This is a genomic window from Amycolatopsis sp. M39 (assembly GCF_001651785.1).
In the GTDB taxonomy this organism is placed as follows: Bacteria; Actinomycetota; Actinomycetes; order Mycobacteriales; family Pseudonocardiaceae; genus Amycolatopsis; species Amycolatopsis rubida.
Map to the genome: position 1 here is coordinate 347,056 of NZ_LWSF01000003.1, position 21,568 is coordinate 368,623.

The 21,568-nt window shown below is 68.5% G+C and carries 23 protein-coding genes, 1 tRNA gene and 1 pseudogene; 14 read left to right on the forward strand and 11 right to left on the reverse strand.

Annotation, left to right across the window (positions count from 1 at the left end; genetic code table 11):
- Positions 1-51: 51 nt before the first annotated feature.
- Together A4R44_RS10425 and A4R44_RS10430 are read right to left on the reverse strand one after the other, a co-directional pair.
- Positions 52-807 (reverse strand): decaprenylphospho-beta-D-erythro-pentofuranosid-2-ulose 2-reductase, encoded by a 756-nt coding sequence (locus A4R44_RS10425; RefSeq protein ID WP_067578669.1) that lies wholly within the window; start codon positions 805-807, stop codon positions 52-54.
- Positions 804-2,177, reverse strand: a complete 1,374-nt coding sequence (locus A4R44_RS10430; RefSeq protein WP_095213274.1) for an FAD-binding oxidoreductase — start codon at positions 2,175-2,177, stop codon at positions 804-806. The genes A4R44_RS10425 and A4R44_RS10430 overlap by 4 nt, the downstream gene beginning before the upstream one ends.
- A gap of 145 nt (positions 2,178-2,322) precedes the next feature.
- Between A4R44_RS10430 and A4R44_RS10435 the strand changes: the two genes are divergently transcribed.
- The 3 genes from A4R44_RS10435 to A4R44_RS10445 all read left to right on the forward strand — a co-directional run bounded on the left by A4R44_RS10435 (position 2,323) and on the right by A4R44_RS10445 (position 5,778).
- Positions 2,323-2,790 carry a GtrA family protein gene (locus A4R44_RS10435; RefSeq protein ID WP_067578670.1) on the forward strand — a complete coding sequence of 156 codons (468 nt, stop codon included), beginning with the start codon at positions 2,323-2,325 and terminating at the stop codon, positions 2,788-2,790.
- Positions 2,791-2,795: 5 nt separating this feature from the next.
- On the forward strand, positions 2,796-4,703 hold the full coding sequence (locus A4R44_RS10440) for a glycosyltransferase (protein ID WP_067578677.1): 1,908 nt from the start codon (positions 2,796-2,798) through the stop codon (positions 4,701-4,703).
- A 76-nt stretch (positions 4,704-4,779) separates the two neighbouring features.
- Entirely contained in the window at positions 4,780-5,778 is a 999-nt protein-coding gene (locus A4R44_RS10445) for an acyl-CoA dehydrogenase family protein (protein WP_067578678.1), read from the forward strand.
- Here A4R44_RS10445 and A4R44_RS10450 read toward each other — a convergent pair.
- Positions 5,775-6,017 (reverse strand): hypothetical protein, encoded by a 243-nt coding sequence (locus A4R44_RS10450; protein WP_067578803.1) that lies wholly within the window; start codon positions 6,015-6,017, stop codon positions 5,775-5,777. The two genes, A4R44_RS10445 and A4R44_RS10450, sit on opposite strands and share 4 nt — an antisense overlap.
- A gap of 6 nt (positions 6,018-6,023) precedes the next feature.
- Between A4R44_RS10450 and A4R44_RS51700 the strand changes: the two genes are divergently transcribed.
- The 4 genes from A4R44_RS51700 (at position 6,024) to A4R44_RS10465 (ending at position 8,799) form a co-directional block, all read left to right on the forward strand.
- Positions 6,024-6,158 (forward strand): hypothetical protein, encoded by a 135-nt coding sequence (locus A4R44_RS51700; protein WP_255366063.1) that lies wholly within the window; start codon positions 6,024-6,026, stop codon positions 6,156-6,158.
- A 252-nt stretch (positions 6,159-6,410) separates the two neighbouring features.
- Complete coding sequence (locus tag A4R44_RS10455; protein WP_067578680.1) at positions 6,411-7,178, forward strand: ESX secretion-associated protein EspG; 768 nt, start codon at positions 6,411-6,413, stop codon at positions 7,176-7,178.
- Positions 7,179-7,210: 32 nt separating this feature from the next.
- Complete coding sequence (locus tag A4R44_RS10460; protein ID WP_067578681.1) at positions 7,211-7,630, forward strand: hypothetical protein; 420 nt, start codon at positions 7,211-7,213, stop codon at positions 7,628-7,630.
- On the forward strand, positions 7,627-8,799 hold the full coding sequence (locus A4R44_RS10465) for a hypothetical protein (RefSeq protein WP_067578683.1): 1,173 nt from the start codon (positions 7,627-7,629) through the stop codon (positions 8,797-8,799). Before A4R44_RS10460 ends, A4R44_RS10465 begins: the two co-directional genes overlap by 4 nt.
- Positions 8,800-8,856: 57 nt before the next feature.
- Here A4R44_RS10465 and A4R44_RS10470 read toward each other — a convergent pair whose 3' ends face one another.
- The 4 genes from A4R44_RS10470 to A4R44_RS10485 all read right to left on the reverse strand — a co-directional run bounded on the left by A4R44_RS10470 (position 8,857) and on the right by A4R44_RS10485 (position 12,322).
- The gene (locus A4R44_RS10470) at positions 8,857-9,171 is read right to left on the reverse strand and encodes a hypothetical protein (protein ID WP_157904848.1); all 315 of its coding nucleotides are present in this window, start codon (positions 9,169-9,171) and stop codon (positions 8,857-8,859) included.
- A gap of 470 nt (positions 9,172-9,641) precedes the next feature.
- Positions 9,642-10,550 (reverse strand): glycosyltransferase, encoded by a 909-nt coding sequence (locus A4R44_RS10475; protein WP_067578687.1) that lies wholly within the window; start codon positions 10,548-10,550, stop codon positions 9,642-9,644.
- Positions 10,550-11,365: an ABC transporter ATP-binding protein gene (locus A4R44_RS10480; protein ID WP_067578689.1), complete on the reverse strand. Its 816-nt coding sequence runs from the start codon at positions 11,363-11,365 to the stop codon at positions 10,550-10,552. The genes A4R44_RS10475 and A4R44_RS10480 overlap by 1 nt, the downstream gene beginning before the upstream one ends.
- Positions 11,366-11,368: 3 nt before the next feature.
- A complete protein-coding gene (locus A4R44_RS10485) occupies positions 11,369-12,322 on the reverse strand; it encodes an ABC transporter permease (protein ID WP_067578690.1) in 954 nt (317 codons plus the stop codon).
- 114 nt (positions 12,323-12,436) lie between these two features.
- Here A4R44_RS10485 and A4R44_RS10490 point away from each other — a divergent pair, with 114 nt between their 5' ends.
- Both A4R44_RS10490 and A4R44_RS10495 read left to right on the forward strand, forming a co-directional pair.
- Positions 12,437-13,702, forward strand: a complete 1,266-nt coding sequence (locus tag A4R44_RS10490) for a polysaccharide pyruvyl transferase family protein (protein ID WP_067578692.1) — start codon at positions 12,437-12,439, stop codon at positions 13,700-13,702.
- 80 nt (positions 13,703-13,782) lie between these two features.
- Positions 13,783-14,928, forward strand: coding sequence for an epoxide hydrolase family protein (locus tag A4R44_RS10495; protein ID WP_067578694.1), 1,146 nt, complete (start codon positions 13,783-13,785; stop codon positions 14,926-14,928).
- On the opposite strand, the gene A4R44_RS10500 is transcribed toward A4R44_RS10495, so the two are convergent.
- On the reverse strand, positions 14,925-15,503 hold the full coding sequence (locus tag A4R44_RS10500) for a bacterial proteasome activator family protein (RefSeq protein WP_067578696.1): 579 nt from the start codon (positions 15,501-15,503) through the stop codon (positions 14,925-14,927). The genes A4R44_RS10495 and A4R44_RS10500 overlap by 4 nt on opposite strands.
- A 100-nt stretch (positions 15,504-15,603) precedes the next feature.
- Here A4R44_RS10500 and A4R44_RS10505 point away from each other — a divergent pair.
- Positions 15,604-16,808, forward strand: a pseudogene (locus A4R44_RS10505) (cysteine desulfurase-like protein).
- A gap of 51 nt (positions 16,809-16,859) precedes the next feature.
- Here A4R44_RS10505 and A4R44_RS10510 read toward each other — a convergent pair.
- On the reverse strand, positions 16,860-17,837 hold the full coding sequence (locus A4R44_RS10510; protein WP_067578698.1) for an NAD(P)H-quinone oxidoreductase: 978 nt from the start codon (positions 17,835-17,837) through the stop codon (positions 16,860-16,862).
- A 20-nt stretch (positions 17,838-17,857) separates the two neighbouring features.
- Positions 17,858-18,790 carry a neutral zinc metallopeptidase gene (locus A4R44_RS10515; protein WP_067578699.1) on the reverse strand — a complete coding sequence of 311 codons (933 nt, stop codon included), beginning with the start codon at positions 18,788-18,790 and terminating at the stop codon, positions 17,858-17,860.
- Positions 18,791-19,302: 512 nt separating this feature from the next.
- Here A4R44_RS10515 and A4R44_RS10520 point away from each other — a divergent pair.
- The 3 genes from A4R44_RS10520 (at position 19,303) to A4R44_RS10530 (ending at position 20,185) form a co-directional block, all read left to right on the forward strand.
- On the forward strand, positions 19,303-19,794 hold the full coding sequence (locus A4R44_RS10520) for a MarR family winged helix-turn-helix transcriptional regulator (RefSeq protein ID WP_095213265.1): 492 nt from the start codon (positions 19,303-19,305) through the stop codon (positions 19,792-19,794).
- A 2-nt stretch (positions 19,795-19,796) separates the two neighbouring features.
- Positions 19,797-19,881 (forward strand) — tRNA-Ser (locus tag A4R44_RS10525).
- Positions 19,882-19,972: 91 nt separating this feature from the next.
- A complete protein-coding gene (locus A4R44_RS10530; protein ID WP_067578703.1) occupies positions 19,973-20,185 on the forward strand; it encodes a KTSC domain-containing protein in 213 nt (70 codons plus the stop codon).
- Positions 20,186-20,193: 8 nt separating this feature from the next.
- Here A4R44_RS10530 and A4R44_RS10535 read toward each other — a convergent pair whose 3' ends face one another.
- Complete coding sequence (locus A4R44_RS10535) at positions 20,194-20,475, reverse strand: DUF2277 domain-containing protein (RefSeq protein ID WP_037807183.1); 282 nt, start codon at positions 20,473-20,475, stop codon at positions 20,194-20,196.
- Positions 20,476-20,567: 92 nt separating this feature from the next.
- Here A4R44_RS10535 and A4R44_RS10540 point away from each other — a divergent pair, with 92 nt between their 5' ends.
- On the forward strand, positions 20,568-21,509 hold the full coding sequence (locus A4R44_RS10540; protein WP_067578704.1) for an Ldh family oxidoreductase: 942 nt from the start codon (positions 20,568-20,570) through the stop codon (positions 21,507-21,509).
- Positions 21,510-21,568: the final 59 nt, after the last annotated feature.

Consider the following 21,568-nt stretch of genomic DNA (forward strand, 5'->3'; position numbering starts at 1 on the left):
AGCTGGTCAGCCCGGCATCCACCGAACGGTGGAGGCCGGGCCGGAAAAACGTCAGACCGGCAGCTTGCGGAAGATCGGCCGCGGCACGTGCCGAAGGATCGACATCACCAGCCGGAACTCCGACGGCGACCACACGAGGTCCTTGCCCTTGCGCGCGGCCCCGACCGCGACGTCGGCGACCTGCTCGGCGGTCCGGGTCAGCGGAGCGTCCTTCATCCCGGCGGTCATCTTGGTCTTGACCTGGCCCGACCGGACGACGGTCACCTGCACGCCGTGCGGTGCGAGCGCCTCGCCGAGACCGAGGTAGAAGCCGTCGAATCCGGCCTTGGTCGAGCCGTACACGAAGTTCGACCGGCGGACCCGCTCGCCCGCCACCGACGACAGCGCGATCACCTTGCCGTGGCCCTGGGTCTTCAGCTTCTCCGACAGCGCTACGCCGACCGACACCGCGGCGGTGTAGTTGACCGTCGCCAGCTCAACCGCCTTGCCGTGGTCCTGCCACAGCTCCTCGGCCTCGCCGAGCAGGCCGAAGGCGACCACCGTGACGTCGATGTCGCCGCCGGCGAACGCCTCGTCCAGCACCTTCGGGTGGGACGCGAGGTCGTTGGCGTCAAAGGCCACAGTGGACACTTCGGCGCCGCGATCCTTCAAGCGCTGCGCGGCTTCCTCCAGCCGCGGCGAGGGACGAGCGGCCAGCACGACCCGCAGCGGCTTCTCCGCGAGGTACTTCTCCGCGATCGCCAGCGCGATGTCGGACGTGCCGCCGAGCAGCAGCAGGGACTGGGGGTTACCGACCGCGTCGATCACAGTGCGAGCCTCCGGCTCATGTCAGAGGCGAAAACGCCTTCGGGGTCAACGGAAGCGCGCACCTTGCGCCACTCCTCCAGCCGCGGGTACATCTTCGCGAACGTCTCGGGCGAGGTGCGCGAGTCCTTCGCGGTGTAGAGGCGGCCGTTCGCGTCCAGGACCATCTCGTCCATTTCCTCGCAGAACCGGCTGAGCCCGTTCTTGATCGGGAAATCGACGCTCAGCATCCAGCCCGGCGCCGGCCAGGACATCGGAGCCGGATTCGCGTCGCCCATCCGCTTGAACACGTTCAGGAACGAGTAGTGCCCGGAGCGCGAGATGGCCCGGCAGATGCCCTTGAGCTGGTCTTCCGCGCCGAACGGCACGGAGAACTGGTACTGCAGGAAACCCTTGCTGCCGTAGCCGCGGTTCCACTCGCTCAGCATGTCGAGGGGGTGGTAGAACTGCGTGAGGTTCTGGATCTTGCCGCGTGCGCCCTTCTTGGGCACGGTCTGCTGCCACAGGTTGCCCATCATGGTCGAGGTCAGCTTGTTGACCAGACCGCTGGGGAACACGTCCGGCAGCGTCAGCAGCTGCGGCGCGTCGAAGCGCAGCGGGTCGTTGCGCAGCTTCGGCGGCAGCTGGTCGAGCTTCGCGAGCGAACCGCGCGAGAAGGTGGCGCGGCCGAGGCGGCTGTCGGACGAGATCAGGTCCGGCACCGACATCGAGTAGTCGTAGTTGAGGTCTGAACCGTCGGTGAAGAGCCCGAGGGTCTCGTCGAGGTTCGAGGTGCGGTCGGCGTCCACGTAGAAGTACGCCGTTTCCGTCTTCTTCATCCGCACGGTGGCGCGGACGATGATCCCGGTGAGCCCGATCCCCGCCACGGTCGCCCAGAACAGCTCCGAATCCGGGCCTTCCGGGGTGAGGGTGCGCACAGATCCGTCGGCAGTGAGCAGGTCCATCGACACGACGTGGTTGCCGAAGCTGCCCGCCGAGTGGTGGTTCTTGCCGTGGATGTCGTTGGCGATCGCGCCGCCGATCGTCACCTGGCGGGTGCCCGGCAGGACCGGGACCCACAGGCCGTACGGCAGCGCCTCGCGCATCAGCTTGTCGAGACTGACGCCCGCGTCGAGGTCGACGAGTCCGGAGTCCGGGTCGATCGAGTGGATGCGGTCGAGCACGGTCATGTCGACGACCAGGCCGCCCGCGTTCTGCGCCGGGTCGCCGTAGGAGCGGCCGAGCCCGCGAGCGATGACCCCGCGCGGGCCTGCGGAGGCGACGGCGCGAGCGATCGCCTCGACGTCGCGGGTGCTCAGCACGTCGGCGACGGTCCCGGCGGTGCGGCCCCAGCCGGTGAGCGTGCGGCGCTGTGTCTCGGGTGCTTGGGTCACGCGGACCAGGGTAGCCACGCCGAACACCGCCCGGAACGTGACCCTGAAGTGCTCGCTTCTACACTTTGCGCATCAAGGCACAAGCGTCCGAGCGTCGAAGTGGGTAATACGGACACTGACGCAATAGGCCGAGAAGGTATTCCAAGTGGTGGCTACAGAACCGCAGAGTGACCAAGCGCAGCCGGCGCCCGCGGGCCCCGGTCTGCTGGGCCAGCTGATCCGGTTCGGCGTGATCGGCGGCTTCTGCGCCCTGCTCGACCTGGGCACGTACTCGCTGCTGCGAGCGGTCGGCATGGACGCCACCCCCTGGGTGGACCTCGCGCGCGCGATCAGTTTCGTCGTGGGCACGACGACCGCGTTTTTCCTGAACCGGCGCTTCACCTTCGCCGACGGGCGGCGCGACGGGAACGCCCAGGTCGGCAGCTTCGTTCTGCTGTATGCCGTCACCTTCTTCGTCGCAGTCGGCGTGAACCAGCTCATGCTGCACGTGCTGCCGGAGTCGGGGTGGAAGGCCACGCTGGCCTGGGTGGTGTCCCAGGCAACGGCGACTGTGATCAATTTCGTGATGCTCAAGTGGGTCGTGTTCCGTGTACGGCCGGTAAAGGAGAACTGAGTTCGATGCCCGGTAAAGCAGCCCCGGTCGCGGAGGCGGCCCCCGCAGGCCAGACGCGGTTCGCCGAACACGCCCCCGAAGGCAGGCTCACGGCCCAGCGCGGGCTGTACGCCGGGCCGGCTCCGATCGTCAGCAAGGACATGTACGCCGAGGTCGTGCAGGGCAACGCCCAGCGCGAGCGCGGCAGCGTGGTGCTCGAGCCGTCCGCGAAGGTCACCGGCAACACCTACTTCGGCCGCTTCCCGGCGAGCTACTGGCAGCGCTGGACCACCGCGACCGAGGTGAAGCTGGAGGCCGTCGTCACCGGCGACGGGCTGCTGTCGCTCGGCGCGTCCGACATGCTCGGCGACGCGCGCGTGGTCGACGCCCAGCAGGTGTCCGGCGCGAAGGGCGTCAAGGTCGAGCTGGCCGGCAAGCTGGACAAGTTCTACGACGGCGGCGCGCTGTGGCTCGACCTTGAGACCGAGGGCGGCCAGACGCTACGGGTCGAGCAGGTCCGCTGGACCGTCGACGCGCCGGAGACGATCCGCCCGACCGCGGTCACCATCTGCACGATGAACCGCGCCGACGACTGCCTGAAGAACCTCCAGGCGCTCGCCGCGGACGTGTCCTCGCTCGACACTCTCGACGCCATCTATGTCGCCGACCAGGGCACCGACCTGGTCGAATCGCGCGAGGGCTTCGAGCAGGTCGCGAAGGACCTCGGCGAGAAGCTGCACTACATCAAGCAGCCGAACCTCGGCGGCGCCGGCGGCTTCACCCGCGGTCTCTACGAGGTGGCCGGGCACACCGCCACCGAGCACGCGAACGTGCTGTTCATGGACGACGACGTGCTGCTTGAGCCGGACCTCGTCGTCCGTGTGACGGCCTTCTCCAACCGCTCGGCCAACCCGATCATCGTCGGCGGCCAGATGCTCAACCTGCTGCACCCGAACCAGCTGCACGTCGGCGCCGAGTACGCCCGGCTGAACACGCTGGAGCCGGGCCAGCCGGTGCAGCACTCGCTGTCCACCGCGGACCTGCTCGGCGTCGACGAGGAGGGCAACCCGAACCGCCAGGAACGCCGCCTCGACGCCGGGTACAACGGCTGGTGGTCGTGCCTGATCCCGTACGAGGTCGTCAAGGCGATCGGCTACCCGCTGCCGTTCTTCTTCCAGTGGGACGACGCGGAGTACTCCTACCGGGCCCGCGAGTACGGCTTCCCGACGGTGACCCTGCCGGGTGCGGGCGTGTGGCACGCGGACTTCCACTGGAAGGACTGGGACGAGTGGCACCGGTACTTCAACCTGCGCAACTCGATCATCACCGCCGCGCTGCACTCGCCGTTCAACCTGAACCTGCTCTCGCGCGTGCTCATGGCGCAGCTGGTGCGCTACCTGCTCGGCATGCAGTACGGGCTGTCCGCGACGCTGATCAAGGCCGTCGAGGACTTCCTGGAGGGCCCGGAGGTCCTGCGTGACGGCGGCGTCGAGGCGATGAAGGAGATCCGCCGGATCCGCGACGCCTACCCGGAGACCAAGCGGCACAAGGCCACCGACGTGCCGGGCATCGCGTCCAACGACATCGGCATCATCAACAGCGCGCCGCGGCCGAGCATGCAGCGGCTCGTGCTGATCAAGCGCATCCTCGACAAGGCGCTCGGCCGCAGCCGCTTCGGGCTCGGCGCGGTGCCGATCGACGAGGCGCACTGGTGGCACATCGCGCTGTTCGACACCGCCGTGGTCACCGACGCGTCGCAGGAAGGCGTGCGCGTGCGCAGCTACGACAAGGTCAAGATGTTCGACCTCGCCAAGCGCGGCGCGAAGGTGATCAACCGGCTGCGCAAGGAAGGCGCGGACGTGCAGGAGCAGTACAAGCGCGCGATGCCGGAACTCACCTCGCGGGAGAACTGGAAGCGGCTGTACGAGCTGTGATTGACTGAGCTGGTCCGAAAAGGGCGTCTCGCGTTCGGCGGGACGCCCTTTTTGTCTTTTTGGGTAGCTTGGTTTCATGGCCGACCTGGTTTCCCGCGCGCGGGCTCTTGCCGACGATCTGTTGTTTCCCGCGGCCGCCGAGGTGGACCGGCTGGGCGTGGTGCCGCGGTCGCATTTCGACACGCTGGCCGAGGAGGGTTTCTACGGTCTCGCCGCACCGGATTCCGGGGTGGACCTCGATCAGCTGGTCGGGGTGCTCGAAGCGCTGGCCGGCGGGTGCCTGAGCACCGCGTTCACCTGGCTGCAGCACCACGGTCTCGTCGCCGGGCTGGCCGCGACGGACCGGGAAGACCTGCGCGAGCGATATCTGCCGGACCTGATCAGCGGACGGCTGCGCGCGGGCGTCGCGTACGCGGGTGTGATCCCGACGCCGCCGAAAGTGCGGGTCCAGCGCGTTGACGGCGGCTATCGGTTCGACGGCGAGGCACCGTTCGTGAGCGGCTGGGACGCGATTGACCTGCTGCAGTTGTCCGGCCGCGACGGCGACACGGTGGTCAACGCCCTGGTGTCGCCGATAGTCGGGCACAGTCTGGTCGCCGAGCCGTTGACGCTCATGGCGGCGCAAGGCACCGCGACCGTACGGCTGAAGCTCGACAATCACTTCATTCCGGACGAATCGGTTTTCGCCAAGGTCGGCTACGACAAATTCGTGGCTGGCAATACGTTTGCCTCGCGGCTCAACGGATGTGCGCCGCTTGGCCTCGCCGAGCGCTGTGCCTGCTTGATCGAGGCGGCCGGCGAGGAGGAAACGGCGACGGCGTTGCGGTCCGAGCAGGACGAAATCCGCCGTCGGCTGAACGCGGGTCTCGCCGATCCGGCGACGCTCCCGGCCGCCCGCGCGGCCGGTGCCGATCTGGCGTACCGCTCAGCAGGCGCGCTCGCCGCCGCGACGGGCAGCCGCGCGGTGCTGGCCGGGGCGCACGCCGGCCGGCTGGTCCGCGAGGCGACGTTCCTGCTCGTGGCCGCGAGCAGACCGGAGATCCGCGCCGGACTGCTCGCCCTCGCCCGTCGCTAAACGGACAGGCCGAATTTGCCCTTTCGGCTCAGATCGTCCACGTAAGCGGCGGCCACGTGGACGAAATTTACCGAAACAGTGTTGCCGTCCCGGGTTTCCAGTGAGTGGACGCCGCCGTGTTTCAGGAGGTCGGGGAGCTTTTCCTGAACAGCCGAGGAACTGTCGGCGGTGAGCGGGAAGATCAGCGGCTCGCCGCCCGCGGAGAGGTGCAGGACCAGTGCTGGTTTGGGATCTGCCATGAATCCATGGCAGCAGCGGGTGATCATCGGCGGCAAGAGCGGTTCGCCGACAGCGGATCCGCTCACAGCGGAAGCGGGCTGGGCGGCTTCCGCGAACCGGTCCGCGACGGTGCGGGGTTCGCGGCCGAGAAACTCGGCTGACAGCGGGCCCGATTCGGCGAAATAGCCAGCGCGGGTGGCTGGCACCAGGTGAGCCAGCTGCTCCGGGACACCGCACTCGCCCTCAAACACCGCGAACCGCCTCCCCGGGACGCCTACGACCGTCGCACCACCTACTTCATGAACGGAATCCGAACACCACGCTCCGGATGACGCGCCCTTGGCGCCGATAGCCGCGACAGTGCGGAGTGGACTACGGTTTCGCCGGGGAGAGACCGGATTTAGGGGTGGGTCGTGCCGTACACGTTGACGCTGTCACCGGCAGCGGTGGATCTCCTGCTGGCCGAACTCGGACTCGGCCGCGCGCCAGTGCCGTTCGTGGTGCCGCACATCGGCATCACCGGCGAGGAACGCGCCGCGGTGCGCGACGCCGTCTTCCGCGACCTCGACGGACGTGGCCTGCTGCGGCGCGGAACCGTCGACGACGACGTCCAGATCGCGCTCGCCACATTCGCCCAGCCCGGCCTCGCGGTGTCCGCGGCGGCCAAGCTCGGCGAGGAGCAGCTGTTCGCGCGCGTGGCGTCCAATGGCCAGTTCGCGGTGCTCGTCTGCCAGCGGGACGGGATGTTCACCTTCGAGGAGGTCCGCCCGACCGGCATCGTCCCGGCGATCGTCGACCTGCTACCGCTTACGCCCGCCGCGCCGGGGCAGTCGGTGACCGTCGCGCGTCCGGCGAAGCAGCCGGTCCGGGGCGACGCGTACGACCCGTTCGCCGGGGTCAGCGGCCCGCGCACGCACAATCCGCAACTGCGGGCGGTCCAGCGGATCTTCGAGAAGCCGAGGCTGGCAGTCGGCCAGTTCACGCCGTACGTAAGCGAGGGCAACGGCCACGAGCGGGCGCTGCCGTCGCTCGTGTGGTTCGACACCGAACTCGGCCGCTACCTGCTCAGCACGCGCGATTCCAGCGACGGCAACCGCTGGCTCACCTACGCGCCGGCAGACAATGCCCGTCTGGCCCAACAACTGTTCACCCAGCTTGAAGGCTATTCGGCAAACGCCTGACCGGAGCGGCTCGCGTCGGTAAACTCCGGCGCATGAGCACTGATCCGCTGGCGGCAGGCGGGCTGAACGCCAAGGGCATCGCCGAAGCCGCTGCCGAAACGCACAAGCTGGCCGGCACCGCGAAAGCCGGCGGGTTCAGCATCGACGGCGACGCGCTCGGTGACCTGCGCAAAGCGCTCACCGACATGGTCACGCGCCTCGAACGGCTCAAGCCGCAGACGCAGGCGCTGACGACCGCGCCGAAGCTCGGCAGCCACCCGTACGGGCACACCGTGGCCGAACACGACCGCAAGAGCGGAGCCGACGCGCCCGGATCGGCGCTGGACGTACTGGACCAGTTCGGCCGGATCCTGAAGGAGGCCGACGAGGCCCTCGCGCGCGCCGGCGGGGTCTACACCGAGAACGAGAGCCAGGCCATCGACTCCCACCGCACCGTGAAGGGCACCGAATGAGCACGCCGCAGCCGGGGCTCGCGCCGTCGGACGCCGACTACCTCGGGCACCCGCACCAGCAGCTGAAGTCGTACGTCGAGGCGAATCTCGACGTGGCGCAGGTTTCCTCGGTGTCGCACGCGTACACCGAGGTGCAGAAGGCATTCGAGGAGTTCGCGACGCAGCTGGGCGAGGCCGTGAAGAAGGCCGCGCACGCCTGGAGCGGCGAGGCAGCGGCCGGTGCGCAGGCGTATTTCGTGAGCCTCGCCGAATGGGCCGAGGCGAATGGCCAGAACGCGAAGCTGGCCGCGCGGATCGTCGAGGAACAGGCGTCCGCCGCGCAGGCGGCGAAGCACTCGATGCCGGACGCGGTCCCGTTCGACTGGTCCGAGGAATTCGACAAATGGTCGCACGCGAGCCCGCTCGAAATGAGCAATGAGATCGACGCGACCCTGAAGAAGCAGCAGGACAGCCGTTCCGCGCACGAGCAGGCCGCGGAGACGATGTCGAAATACGACGCTTCGCTGCACGAGACCGGGTCGAAGCAGCCGACTTTCGGGCATCCGCCGAAGTTCGGGGTCGCCGCTGGCGGCGGTGCCGCGGTGGCGATGCCGACCGGTCCCGAGCACCACGACGCTGCCCCTGCCCCTGCCCCTGCTCCCGCTGTGGCTGACGCTGGTTCGGCTTCCGCGGGTGCCGGTGGCGGCGGTGCTGCGGCTGGGCACACGGCCAGCGCTCCGACGGTCAGCGGCCCGAGCCAGTTCACCGGTGCCGTGCACCAGCAGCTGCCGGACCCCAGCACGACGGCGGCGGGCACCGCACCGGCCGCGGCGCAGGCCGCCCCGAGCGGCGGCAGCGGCGGTGCCTCCGGCGCGGGCATGGGTGCCATGCCCATGGGCGGCATGCCGATGGGCGGTGGTGGCGGAGGTTTCGGCGCCGACGAGGAACACCAGAGCAAGGTCGGCCGTGGCGGCGGCTCGTTCGGCCCCGGCGACGGCGCGATGGAGCCAGGAGCGGCCGATGTCGCGGCCGGCGGAATGGGCGGCGCTCCGGCCCGTCCGGGCATGGGCTTCGGAGCCCGCCCGTACGACGACAGCCTCAACCAGCCCGCGTTCGTGATGGAAATCGAAGACGAGGACGAGATGTTCGGCAGCGGGCATCGGTCCGCGCCGCCGGTGATCGGGGAGTAGTCTGGAGGTCCGTTGTGGACGGTGGGTGAGCGAACTGTCCACAACGGACTGGCTGGGCTAGGCCGCGATGGCGACCCAGCTCTGCATCATCCCGAGCGCGCTGTTCACCGCCCTGACTCCGTCGCGGAACCCTTGGATCGAGTTGCGCGGCGGTGCGCTCATCGCTTCCCAGCGACCGCATCTGCACGAGAAATCGTTCAGTATTCCTTCCGTGGTCGCCAGCGGCGCGGTGAACTCCTCGACCGAACCGATGGACTTACGCTCCTCTTCGAGTTGGGCACGCATGATCTGATTGGTCTTGAGGATCGTCGTCTCGAACCTCCGTGCTTGATTCTGGAAGTCGATGCTGAACGGCAGCAGTTCGGCCGCCACCTCCGGCATCGTCTGCTCGACTTCTTGCTGGAAGAGTTCGAGAGCTTCGCCGCCCCGGGCGCGTCGTCGTGTCCGGAAGAAGCGGCGTACTGGAGAGCGCCTGCTCGGCGGCGGTGACGGCTTCGACCAGTTGAGTGGCCAGCGCGGTCATCGTTTTGCGCCAGGTTGCCGATCCGGGTCCGTCGGTCCAGGTTTCTTTCATCAGGCCGGTGGCGCGAAGTTGTACCGCCGCGTTGTAGAACGCCAGCAGCTCTCTTCCCAGCCGATCGTCTCGCGATCGGCGAAGACCAGGTGCCGGAGAGACTCGTGAAAGGCTTGATGAATTCGAGTACAACGTCGTCAGCTTGCGCGTAGCTGAGAAAAACCCGAATGGGAGGTTCGGCCGGTTCCCGCATCCGCGGAACGTATTCCGCAGCCGCTTCGAGATGCAACGAACCTGAGCTTTGTCCAGGTTCTGTCAAGAAGCCCGGTCAGTACCGGTAAAACTTCTCCGCCCGGCCCTGTCGCACCAGCTTCAGCCACTGCGCGAATGCCTTCGGGTCCCGCTTCACGCCCACGAAATACAGGCCGAAGCGCAGCACTTCCAGCGCCCCGATCTTCCGCATTCCCGGCTGCGACAGCAAATACCCTCGGTTGCGGTAGGTGTAATACCGCTTGACCTCGTTCTCCGGGTCCTGCGCGTGGAACTTCCCGCCCAGCATCGGCTTGAACTCGTCCGAGCCGTCGGGGTGCAGGTAGGTCGTGCGCAGCGACGTGCCGAACGGCAGGCCGCTGCGCACCAGGCGGCGGTGCAGTTCCACCTCGTCGCCGCGGAAGAACAGGCGCAGGTCGGGCACGCCGGTGACGTCCAAAGTGGACGAGCGGAACAACGCGCCGTTCATCAAAGACGCGATGCCCGGCAGGAAATCCGTGCCCAGTTCGGCCGACGAGCGCTTCCAGGTGAGGCCGCGGCGCAGCGGGAACGCCAGTTTCGCCGGTGCGTCGATGTTGGCCACCACCGGGGAAATCTCGGCGAGGCCGCGCTTTTCGGCCTCCTCCAGCAGGATTTCGAGCACGTGCTCGTCCGCCGGACGGCCGTCGTCGTCGGCGAGCCAGACCCAGTCCGCGCCGAGCGACAGTGCGTGCAGCATGCCGAGCGCGAAACCGCCCGCGCCGCCGAGGTTCCGGTGCGACGGGAGGTACGTGCAGGGCAGCGGGTAGGCCTCCACGACATCTCGCGCGGACTTGTCCGGGCCGTTGTCGACCACCACGAGGTGGTCGACCGGGCGGGTCTGGGCAGCGATGATCTTCAGCGAGTCCGCGAGCAGCTCGCGCCGGTGCCGCGTGACCACCACGCCGACGACGGCGCCCTCGGGCAGCTCTCGCGTCTCGCCGGTCATCATTCCCCGCCGTTCGTGGTGGTCGCGGGCTCGATGCCGAGGCGCTCGAGACCTTCCTGGCTCATGTTCTCGAACGGGTCGCGGCCCTTGTACTCGGTGAGCACCTCGCGCAGCGAACCCTGCTTCTTGAGGTGTCCCTCGTCCATCCAGATCGCCGAATCGCACAGTTCGAAGAGGAACTCGTCGGAGTGGCTCGCGAACACCAGGATGCCGGACCGTTTGACCAGGTCCTTGAGCCGGTCGCGGGCCTTGTTGAGGAACGCCGCGTCGACCGCGCCGATGCCCTCGTCGAGGATCAGGATCTCCGGGTCGATCGAGGTCACCACGCCGAGCGCGAGCCGCACCCGCATGCCGGTGGAGTAGGTCCGCAGCGGCATCTGCAGGTAGTCGCCGAGTTCGGTGAACTCCGCGATGTCCTCGACCCGCTTTTCCATTTCCTTGGCGCTCATGCCGAGGAACAGGCCGCGGATGATGATGTTCTCCTCGCCGGAGATCTCCGGGTCCATGCCGATGCCGAGGTCGAACACCGGCGCGATCTTGCCGACGATCCGCGAGGACCCGCGGGTCGGTTCGTAGATCCCGGCGAGCAGCCGCAGCAGCGTGGACTTGCCCGCGCCGTTGTGCCCGACGAGACCGACCCGGTCGCCCTCGCGGAGGCGGACCGACACGTCGTGCAGCGCTTCGATGATCGGCACCTTCTGCTCGGTGCCGATCTTGCCGCCGACCTTGCCGAGCACGCGCTTTTTCATCGAACGCGTCTTCGCGTCGAAAATCGGGAAGTCCACGTACGCGTTGTGGACGTCAATGCTGACCATCTGTCACACCCAATACGAGACGCGGGACCGGTAATTGCGCATAGCGAGGAGCGCGAGCGCCCATCCGACGACGGTGATGCCGCCGACCACGACCCAGCTGGTCCAGCTCACCGCCTGCCCGATGAGCGGCGACCGCACCACCTGCATGTAGTGGTAAAGCGGGTTGAGCTTGATGATCGGCAGCGCCCACGACGCGCCGTCCCGCGCGCCGCCGGACAGCAGCTGGTCGACCGGCCAGACGATCGGGGTGCCGTAGAACATCAGCTGGATCAGCGAGTTGATCAGCTGCGGAATGTCGCGGAACCGGGTCGAGATGATGCCCAGCAGCAGCGCCGCCCAGCCCGCGGTGAGCGCGAGCAGCACGAACCCGGGAATGGCGAGGAAAATGTTCCAGCTCAGGCCCGGGTGGCAGAACTTGTCCGGTACGCACACGCCGTCTTTCGTCCCGAGGGAATACGGGGCATCGAGCGCCGAGAAGAAAATGATCAGCAGCACGACGTAGACGATCATGTTGTGCGCCAGCAGCAGCGTCTGCCGCCAGATCGTGCGCAGCACGTACACGCTGATCGGCGCGGGGACCTGTTTGATCAGCCCCTCGTTCGCGATGAACGTCTCCATGCCTTCGGTGAGGCAGCCCTGGATGAAGCCCCAGATGATGAAGCCGGTGGAGAGGTAGGGCAGGAACACCTCGATCGGAGTCCGGAACAGCTGCGAGTACAGCAGGCCGAGACCGAGTGCGATGACGCCCTGGCTGATGGTGATCCAGAACGGCCCGATGATGGACCGCCGGTACCGCTGCTTGATGTCCTGCCAGCCGAGATGGGTCCACAGCTCGCGGGAGGCCAAACCGGTCTTGATGTCGTCGATCGCACGCCCGAACGTCTTGCTGTCCGACGACGGTGGAACCGGAGTCGAGACATCGGGTTCGGCTGCGTGAACCGTGCTGGTGGCATGCACGTGGACGAGGGTACCGATGGGACGCGGCGGGCTAGGCCCGACCCGTCGCGCGGCCGCTCCAGTCCTTCTCACCCGTGCTGACTGACAGAGTGTGCGCGACGTTACGATAAGCCAATGCCGGTCCCCGAAATCAGCACTTCGCACCCGGAGTCTGTTTCTTCGCGTGCGCAGTATCACCTGGTCGCACCTGTGGGCCACCCCAACTACGGTGACGAACTCATCACCGCTGGCTGGCTGGGTTATCTCGCGGAGACAGCCCCGGACGCCGACGTGTGGGTGGACACTCACTCGCCGGGGCCGGCGAGTGTCCTGCTCGACGGCATTCATCCGCGGGCGAAGTTCACCGACACTTTGTGGCGGCTGTGCTGGGAGGCTCCGGACGAGGATCCGTGGCGCGCCGCGGCCTGGGTGCGCGACGCGGTGCACAACCCGGGCATGATGCCGCGCCTGCACCACAGCGTCGAACTGCTGGCGAAGGCCGACGTGGTGCACGTCGTCGGCGGTGGATACATCAACAAACTGTGGCCCAAGCAGATCGGCTTGCTGGCGGGCGCGGTCGCCGCGGTCGAACGTTCCGGCGGCCGGGCGGCGATGACCGGACAGGGCTTGCAGCCCGTCTGCGAAGGTTCGGTCCCGCTGCTGAAGGCGCTCGCCGACCGGTTCGAGGTGGTCGAGGTCCGCGACGGCGCGTCAGCGGATCTGCTGGGCAGGCCGATCGGCCTGGACGACGCCTTTCTCGCCACCGGGCCGGACCGGTACGACCGCTCCGAAGACCTGCCCGAAGTGATGCTGTGCCTGCAGTCCGACCTGGTCGAGGTCGGTATCGGCGCGGTGGCCGGCGCGGTGCTTTCCATGCTGCGCGCATGGAAGACGGACCCGGCGAAGATCGGCGTCGTCGAGGGTGTGCCCCGAGTCGATCGCGAAGTCTTTTCGTTGCTTGAGCGCGAATTGCCGGGTGCGCGGTTTTATCCGTTTTCGCACATTTGGACGCACGGTCTTCCCGTCGGGCCGGAACAAACCTGGATCTCCACCCGATTCCACATTCACATGATGGCGGCCGCGGCCGGGGCCTCCGGCGTCGCGGTGAGCATCCACCCGGACTACTACGCCACGAAGCACCGCTCCCTGGCCGAGCTCGGATCGAACTGGACGCTGCTCGAAGACCTCTCCCAGGTCCCGGACCGCCCGACCGCGGGCGGCTACGCGGCCGAGACGCTGGCTGAGTTCAAGAACAGCAAGCGGAAGATCGCCGAACAGGTTTACGCGCCAGTCGTCCGCCCGGTCGCAGAGGAGCCGGAACCGGAGCCGCAACCGGAGCCGCTGGTGCACGAGGAGCCGCCCGCTCAGCGGCGGCGGTGGGCGCGGCGGATTCGAAACTGAACGGACGGGATGCCGTTCCGAGGACGCGTCGGCGCGGATTGAGGACCCGGACGGTCCTCAATCCCGACTAGCTTTTCCGGATGACCGAGACCCCGTTCCGGATCCGCATCCCGCAGTCCGACCTCGACGACCTCCACCGCCGCCTCGCCGACACCCGCTGGCCCGACGCCTTCGACGACCCGGCATGGGAGCTGGGCATTCCGGTGTCCGAAGTCCACGACCTCGTCGACTACTGGCGCCTAGGCTTCGACTGGCGGGCGCAGGAAGAACGCCTCAACGGCTTCCCGCAGTTCACCACCGCCCTCGACGGCACCAACATCCACTTCCTGCACCTCAAATCCCCCGAACCGGACGCCGTCCCGCTGCTGCTCACCCACGGCTGGCCCGGCTCGATCGTCGAATTCCTCGACCTCATCGGCCCCCTCGCCGACCCCCGGGCGTACGGGGGCGATCCGGCCGTCGCGTTCCACGTCGTCGTTCCCTCCGTGCCCGGGTTCGCCTTCTCCGGTCCGACGCCCGACCGCGGCTGGGGTCCGGCGCGGACGGCGCGTGCGTGGGCGGAGTTGATGACTCGCCTCGGGTACCACAACTTCGGCACGCACGGCGGCGACTGGGGCGCGTTGATCTCCCGCGAACTCTGCGTCCAGTTCCCCGAGCGGATCATCGGCGCGCACGTGACGATGCTGCCCTCCGCGGTAGCGCGCGAAGCGGCGGACATAGCCGGGCTCAGCGGGGACGAGCTGGCGAAAGGGCAGCGCTCGCTGGAGAAATCACAGGCCTTTCAGCGCACAGGCGTCGGCTACGCGATGATCCAGTCCACCAAGCCGCAAACGCTTGCGTACGGTCTCACCGACTCCCCGGCGGGCCAGCTGGCCTGGATCGCCGAGAAGTTCCGGGCTTTCTCGAATGCCGACCACGACCTGATCGACCGCGACGATCTGCTCGCCAACGTCTCCATCTACTGGTTCACCCGCACCGCCGCCTCGTCCTCGCGGATCTACGCCGACCAAGACGTCCAGTGGGGTGCGCCGCTGCCGGAGTCGGCTGTGCCGACTGCCGTCGCGGTGTTTCCGGACGACATCGGGCTTCCGCTCCGGCACCTGGCCGAGCGCACCGACCGGATCGTGCGGTGGACGGAATTCCCGCGCGGCGGGCACTTCCCGGCGCTCGAAGAACCCGACCTGGTGATCGGTGATCTTCGAGCGTTCTTCTCCGCGGAAAGTTAGAGGTACTGCCCAGTCCCGGTGATCCCGTGCCCGTGCCCCTCACCCGGCTGCCCAACAGATCCCGACGAGCCCGCGGGCAGGCCCCGGCGCATCTGCTCCAGCTGCACCCGCGCCGCCATCTGCTGCGCGAACAGTGCGGTCTGGATGCCGTGGAACAGCCCCTCCAGCCAGCCGACCAGCTGGGCCTGCGCGATCCGCAGTTCCGCGTCCGAGGGCGTCTCGTCCTCGGTGAACGGGCGCACCAGGCGCTCCAGCTCCTCGCGCAGTTCGGGCGCGAGGGCCTCCTCCAGTTCGCGCACCGAAGTCTGGTGGATCTCGCGGACCCGGTTGCGGCTGGCGTCGTCCAGCGGTGCGGCGCGGACCTCCTCCAGCAGCTGCTTGATCATGGTGCCGATGCGCATCACCTTGGCCGGTTCTTCGACCAGGTCGCCGACGGACTCGTTTTCCTCGCCCTCGGGTGCGGCGTGCGCGGTGCCGACCGGGACGCCGTCCGGTCCGACGACGACCACGCGCGGCGCGTCCGCGTCCCCGGCTGCGCCCGTTCCCCCGAAGTTCGGCTCGCTCATATGCTCCATCCCCGTCGGTTGGCGGTCCTGCCCCGAGCCTAGCGGCCGTTCGGGCAGTTCTGCCCAACCCCGCGGCAACCGCGAAACCGCACGTCCGTACGGTGTCCCCATGGCGTTCGACGTCGCTCGTATCCGTGGGCTCTTCCCCGCGCTTGGCGACGGCTGGATTCACTTCGACGGCGCCGCCGGAATGCTCGTGCCCGAACAGGTCGCTTCGGCCGTTTCGACGGCTATGCGGGCACCGGTGTCCGGGCCCGGCGGAGCATTTCCGGCCTCCCAGCGGGCGGAAAGCATCGTCACCGCGGCCCGCCGGGCCGTGGCTGATCTGGTCGGGGCGGACCCGGCTGCCGTCGTGCTCGGCCCGAGCGCGCCGGTATTGCTGCGCAGGCTCGTCGACGCGCTCGCCGAACGGTGGACGATCGGCGACGAGGTCGTCGTCTCCCGGCTCGACGAAGAGGCCAACATCGCACCCTGGCGCCGCGCCGCGAAACGCGTCGGCGCGGTCGTGCGCTGGAGCGAGATCGACATCGAGACCTGCGAACTGCCCGCGTGGCAGTACGAGAACCTCGTGTCCGCGCGGACGAAAGCGGTGTCGGTGACGCTGGCGTCCGGGTCCGTCGGGACCCGGCCGGACGTGCCGACGGTGATCGAATTCGCCAAGCGCGTCGGCGCGCTGGTGGTGGTCGACGCGACCTACGCTGCCCCGTTCGTCCCGCTTGACCTGCAAGAACTCGGTGCCGACGTCTTGGTCGTCTCCGCTCCCTCGTGGGGCGGACCGGCAGTCGGCGCGCTCGTGTTCCGCGAGCTGGAACTGCTGGAACGCATTTCGTCGGTGTCNTGTCGCTCGACCCGGCCGCCACCGGTCCGGCTCGGCTCGAACTCGGCCCGCACGCGTACCCGCTGCTGGCCGGGGTCGTCGCGTCCATCGACTACCTCGCCGGCCTCGACGACGCCGCGACCGGTTCCCGCCGCGAACGTCTCGTGACGTCGCTCGGCTCGGCCAAGTCGTACCACGCGGGCCTGCTCGCGCAGCTGTCCACGGAACTGCGCTCGCTGCGGCACGTGATGGTGATCGGCGACGCGATGCGCCGGATCCCCGCCCTCGCGTTCGCCGTGGCAGGCGCGAAAGCGTCCCAGGTCGCGGAATACCTGGCGTCGCAAGGACTCTGCGCGTTCGCCGACGACGGCACCAGCGGCGTGTTCGCGTCGCTGGGCGTCGGCGAGGTCGGCGGAGCGGTGCGGATCGGGCTCGCGCACTACTCCAACGTGTTCGAGATCAACCAGCTGGTGCGGGTGCTCGAAGAACTGCGCTGACCCCCTCGTGCGCGTTTATCCCGGTGAGAACCGCGACAAACGCGCACGAGTTCAGGACTTCGCGGCCAGCAGAACCTTCCCGAAAATACTGCCCTCCTCGAGCATCCGGTGCGCGGACGCGGCCTCGGCCATCGGCACCACGTCGCCGACGATCGGCTGCACCGAACCCTGTTCCACCAAGGGCCACAACCGTTCCCGGACATCCGCGACGATCGCCGCTTTCTGGTCCAGCGGGCGGTTCCGCAGCCCGGCCGCGAACACGCTCGCGCGTTTGCCCAGCAGCTTGCCGATGTTCAGCTCGCCCTTGATCCCGCCCTGCATGCCGATGATGACCAGCCGGCCGTCGGCGGCGAGCGCGTCGACGTTGCGGTCAAGGTACTTCGCGCCCATGTTGTCGAGGATGACGTCGGCGCCCTTCGTCTCGGCGCGCAGCACCTCGACGAAATCCTGGTCCTTGTAGTTGATCGTGATGTCCGCGCCGAGCTGGCGGCAGCGTTCGAGCCGCTCGGGCGAACCCGCGGTGACCGCGACGGTCGCGCCGAGCGCCTTGCCCACCTGGATCGCGTGCGTGCCGATGCCGCCCGCGCCGCCGTGCACCAGCAGGACCTGGCCCTCGCCGAGACCGGCGTGCATCACGACGTTCGCCCACACCGTGCAGGCCACCTCGGGCAGCCCGGCCGCGGTGACCGTCTCGATTTCGGCGGGCACCGGCAGCAGCTGTCCGGCCGGGACCGCGACGCGTTCGGCGTACCCGCCGCCGGCGAGCAGCGCGCAGACCTCGTCGCCGACCTGCCAGCCCTCGACGCCCTCGCCGAGTTCGGCGATCGTGCCGGAGCATTCCAGGCCGAGGATGTCGCTGGCGCCTGGCGGCGGCGGGTAGTTGCCTTGCCGCTGCAGCAGGTCGGCGCGGTTGACCGCGCTGGCCGCGACGTCCAGCAGGACCTCGCCGGGACCGGGTTCCGGCTCGGGGACCTCGGTCCATTCGAGCACGTCAGGGGCACCGGGTTCGCGGATAGTGATCGCGTGCATGCGCCCGACTGTATCCCGGGTCAGCCGAGATCGTTGGTGCTGAAGGTGTTGCAGCTCGCGGGCTGGCCGGTGCGGTACCCGGTGGTGAACCACTTCTCGCGCTGCGCCGAGGTGCCGTGCGAGAAGCTCGACTTGTCGACGTGGCCGTTGCCGAGGTTCTTCTGGATGTAGTCGTCGCCGATCCGGGACGCGGTGTCGAGCGCGCGCGAGATGTCGTCCCGCGTGACGTCCTGGACCAGTGGTTTCCCGGAGCTGGTCGGGGTCGTGCTGGCGTGATTGGCCCAGACGCCCGCGTAGCAGTCGGCCTGCAGTTCCAGCCGGACCGAACCGGACGTCGGACCGGTGCCGGTGCCGCGCTGGGACGTGCCGGTGAGGTTCTGCACGTGGTGGCCGTATTCGTGGGCCAGCACGTAGGCCTCGGTGAACAGTCCGCCCTGCGCGCCGAAGCGGGTCTTCAGCTCGTTGAAGAACGACAGGTCGATGTACACGTACGAGTCGGCCGGGCAGTAGAACGGGCCGGTGTCCGACGTCGCACCGCCGCAGCCGGTGCGCACGCCGCCGGTGAAGAAGCGGGTCGTCGCCTTGCGGTAGGTCTGGCCGGAACGGGAGAACTCCTGCGTCCAGTAGTCCTGGATGGAGTTGACGATCGCGACGATCGCGCAGTCGTGGTCGCGGTTCGCGTCGGCCCCGGTCTTGCACTTCTTCGCGAGCGTGCCGGCGTCCACCTGCTGCCCGGACTGGACGTCGCTGAGCCCGATCCCGCCCGCCGCGGGCGAGGTCCCGGTGCTGGGAACGCCGCCGAACTGGGAAAACAGGAAGTAGATGACCAGGCCGACGAGACCGAGTCCGCCGCCGCCCATGGCCACGCGGCCGCCGATGCCGCCGCCTCCGCCGCTGCCGCGCATGTCCTGGATCTCAGAGGCGTCCAGATCCGCGTTGTCGTCGAATCGCACGCGGAAAGGGTAGCCGCAAACCTGGAAACGAGGCTGGGTGCGGCCCCGTGCTGGGGGCCGCACCCAGGTACTACCGAGGTTTCGTTGACAGCGGTTGGCCACCGGCGGGCTGGCGTCCGGCGCTGCCTTCGCGGTGCCGAGGCCGCGAAGAGAAGCAGCGGAATGGTGACGCCGGTGCGCGTAGCCGATGGCGGAGCGCACAAGGTGCTCGTGCTGTTCGCAATCGCGACCGAACCGGAACGGGGCCGTGCCGATCGCGGGGTCACAGCGGGCGGTCAACCGCGGGAACTACCTGCCATGCCACCACCTGGCCCTTCCCGGGGGGAGACCGGGGCCGGCGTGCCCTTCGGCGCGCTCCGGGATCCTCGTCGTCCCTCCGCTGTCCCCCGAGGATGCGCTTCTTCGCGCCGAGTCTCAACCTTTTCGTAACCCTCCATTGGGGGAAGTTCGACCGCACATTTCACGGCAGGCCGAAACGACGGGGGCAAAACCGGCCTTCTACGCTTCCGGACATGAGCGATGACCAGGACGTGCGCTGGCTCGACCCGGCCGAGCAGCGCGCCTGGCGGGCTTACATCGTCGCGTCGCTGCGGCTGCGCCAGAGGCTGCACCGCGAACTGGCTGAAAGCCACGGCATCTCGCTCGCCGACTACGAGGTCCTGGTGTGCCTGAACCTGGCCCCCGACCGGTGCACCCGGATGACGGAGCTGGCGGGGCAGCTGGGCTCGACGAAGAGCAGGCTGTCGCACCAGATCGGCAAACTGGAGATCGCCGGGCTGGTCACCCGCCGCCCGGACCCGGAAGACAAACGCGGCGTGCTGACCGAACTGAGCGATGCGGGCCAGCGCGTGCTGGACGAAGCCGCGCCGACGCACGTGCGCGGCGCCCGCGAGCACCTGATCGACCTGCTGACTCCCGACGAGCAGACCGCGGTGGCCACGGTGTTCACCCGAGTCCTCGAACACCTGGACGACGTCGAAGGACGGCGCGATACCCTGACCTAGAAGGAAGCGTGGCAGAGCGGCCGAATGCAGACGCCTTGAAAGCGTCCGTAGGGAAACCTACCGGGGGTTCAAATCCCTCCGCTTCCGCTTGACGCCTCGTGTGTCCGGCCCCGGATTCCGCGCATCCCGCGGGAGACCGGGGCCGTTTTCGGGTCCGCGCGGGTATCCTGTCCGTGCTGTGCGCCGGGTTCCCGTGGAGTCTTCCGTCATTCGCGACGTCGGCTACGACGCCGCGAAGTCGGTGCTGGAAATCGGGTTCCGCAACGGCGGTGTCTACCGCTACCACCTCGTGCCCGCGCGGGTGCATCGCGAGCTGATGGCCGCCGAGAGCCCGGGGCGCTACCTCAACCAGGAGATCAAGCCGAGGTTTCCCGGGCAAGAAGTGGAGTGATTGCGGCGTCAGGCTTTTTTCGCCTCGCGCTGGGCGATCCGCGCCTGGACCTCCGGGCGGCGCAGCGGCGGCACGGTCGCCGGCGGCTGGCGGCGCTGCGGGAGTTCTTCCAACAGCCGCGCGGTGATCTGGGCGATTTCGGCGACCGCCGCTTCGAACGGTTCGCGCGTCGCGTCCGAAAGGGACTGCACCCCGGTCACTTTGCGCACGTACTGGCGTGCCGCGGCTTCGATCTCGTCCGTGGTGGCGGCGGGCTGCAGGCCGCGGAGCGTCGTGATGTTTCGGCACATGTGCCTCAGGGTACGTCTCTGCGGCTGACCGCATCACACTCTAGGGCCAACCTCGTTGACGGGGCCGGAGATCGCCCGGCAACCTTGATGAAGTGCCCCTCAGACCGCGTGCTCCCCGGCTCAGCCGCCCCGTTCCGGAAGTTCCCGCCGACACCCCGATTCCCGAGCAGGCCTGGCACCGTGTTCCCGCCGACGAACTGGTCACGCTCGTTTCCGCTGCCCTGATGGCACAAGGCTTTCCCGAGGAGCGTGCGCGTCCGGCCGCGGAAGCGTTGTGCCACGGCGATCTCACCGGCGCGCCCGAAACCGGCGTCGGGGAGTTGACCCGGGTGCATCTGCCCGCGATCGAAAGCGGGTTCGTCAGTCCTGGTGCGCAGCCGTTGCTGATTGCCGACCGTGGGGCTGCGGCGCTCATCGATTACCGGCGGGCGTCGGGGCTGTGGGCGGTCGGTGACGCGATGGATCGGGCGGTGCAGCGGGCTGGGCGGTTTGGCGTCGGGCTGCTGTCGCTGCGCGGGGTCGGGCCGTTCGGACGGGTCGGGCATCACGCGGCGCGGGCGTTGCCGCACGGGATGATCGGCATGGTGATGGCGGCTGGGGGGTATGCCGATCAGCCGGTGCATCCGTTGGGGATGGCTGCGCCTGCCGGGGCTTATCCGGAGTTCGTGCTGGATGTTGATCTTGCTGATACTGCTCGGAACCCGCAGTTCGCCGGGTTCGCGTTGATGGTGGACGTGCTGGCCGGGGTGTTGTCCGGGGTCGCGGATCATGAGCATGACACGGGGTTGCTGGTGCTGGCGATCGCGCCTACGACGTTGCGCAGCGCGGATGGGTTCTATCGGGCGGCCAGTGCGGTGTTCGGGAGCATGCTCGGGTGGGAGGGCGGTGCGCCGGTGCGGTACCCCGGGTGGCGGGAGGCTCAGTATTTGGAGCAGTGCCGGGCGTTGGGGGTGCCGTTGCCGGGGGCGGTGCGGAGGCAGTTGGATTCGTTGGCGTTGAAGTTGGGAAGGGCGCCGTTGACGACGGTGGGGTGACGGGTGGCTCGTCGCCTGGGGGCGACATTGCTTGTGGGGGTTGCGTGGGGCACCCCGAA

Bases quoted from the DNA above. Each gene is read 5' to 3' on its own strand.
- A4R44_RS10440 (WP_067578677.1), top strand. From the start codon at position 2,796: ATGCCCGGTAAAGCAGCCCCGGTCGCGGAGGCGGCCCCCGCAGGCCAG.
- A4R44_RS10445 (WP_067578678.1), top strand. From the start codon at position 4,780: ATGGCCGACCTGGTTTCCCGCGCGCGGGCTCTTGCCGACGATCTGTTG.
- A4R44_RS10450 (WP_067578803.1), bottom strand. From the start codon at position 6,017: ATGGCAGATCCCAAACCAGCACTGGTCCTGCACCTCTCCGCGGGCGGC.
- A4R44_RS51700 (WP_255366063.1), top strand. From the start codon at position 6,024: ATGGCAGCAGCGGGTGATCATCGGCGGCAAGAGCGGTTCGCCGACAGC.
- A4R44_RS10460 (WP_067578681.1), top strand. From the start codon at position 7,211: ATGAGCACTGATCCGCTGGCGGCAGGCGGGCTGAACGCCAAGGGCATC.
- A4R44_RS10465 (WP_067578683.1), top strand. From the start codon at position 7,627: ATGAGCACGCCGCAGCCGGGGCTCGCGCCGTCGGACGCCGACTACCTC.
- A4R44_RS10475 (WP_067578687.1), bottom strand. From the start codon at position 10,550: ATGACCGGCGAGACGCGAGAGCTGCCCGAGGGCGCCGTCGTCGGCGTG.
- A4R44_RS10480 (WP_067578689.1), bottom strand. From the start codon at position 11,365: ATGGTCAGCATTGACGTCCACAACGCGTACGTGGACTTCCCGATTTTC.
- A4R44_RS10490 (WP_067578692.1), top strand. From the start codon at position 12,437: ATGCCGGTCCCCGAAATCAGCACTTCGCACCCGGAGTCTGTTTCTTCG.
- A4R44_RS10495 (WP_067578694.1), top strand. From the start codon at position 13,783: ATGACCGAGACCCCGTTCCGGATCCGCATCCCGCAGTCCGACCTCGAC.
- A4R44_RS10500 (WP_067578696.1), bottom strand. From the start codon at position 15,503: ATGGAGCATATGAGCGAGCCGAACTTCGGGGGAACGGGCGCAGCCGGG.
- A4R44_RS10510 (WP_067578698.1), bottom strand. From the start codon at position 17,837: ATGCACGCGATCACTATCCGCGAACCCGGTGCCCCTGACGTGCTCGAA.
- A4R44_RS10520 (WP_095213265.1), top strand. From the start codon at position 19,303: ATGAGCGATGACCAGGACGTGCGCTGGCTCGACCCGGCCGAGCAGCGC.
- A4R44_RS10535 (WP_037807183.1), bottom strand. From the start codon at position 20,475: ATGTGCCGAAACATCACGACGCTCCGCGGCCTGCAGCCCGCCGCCACC.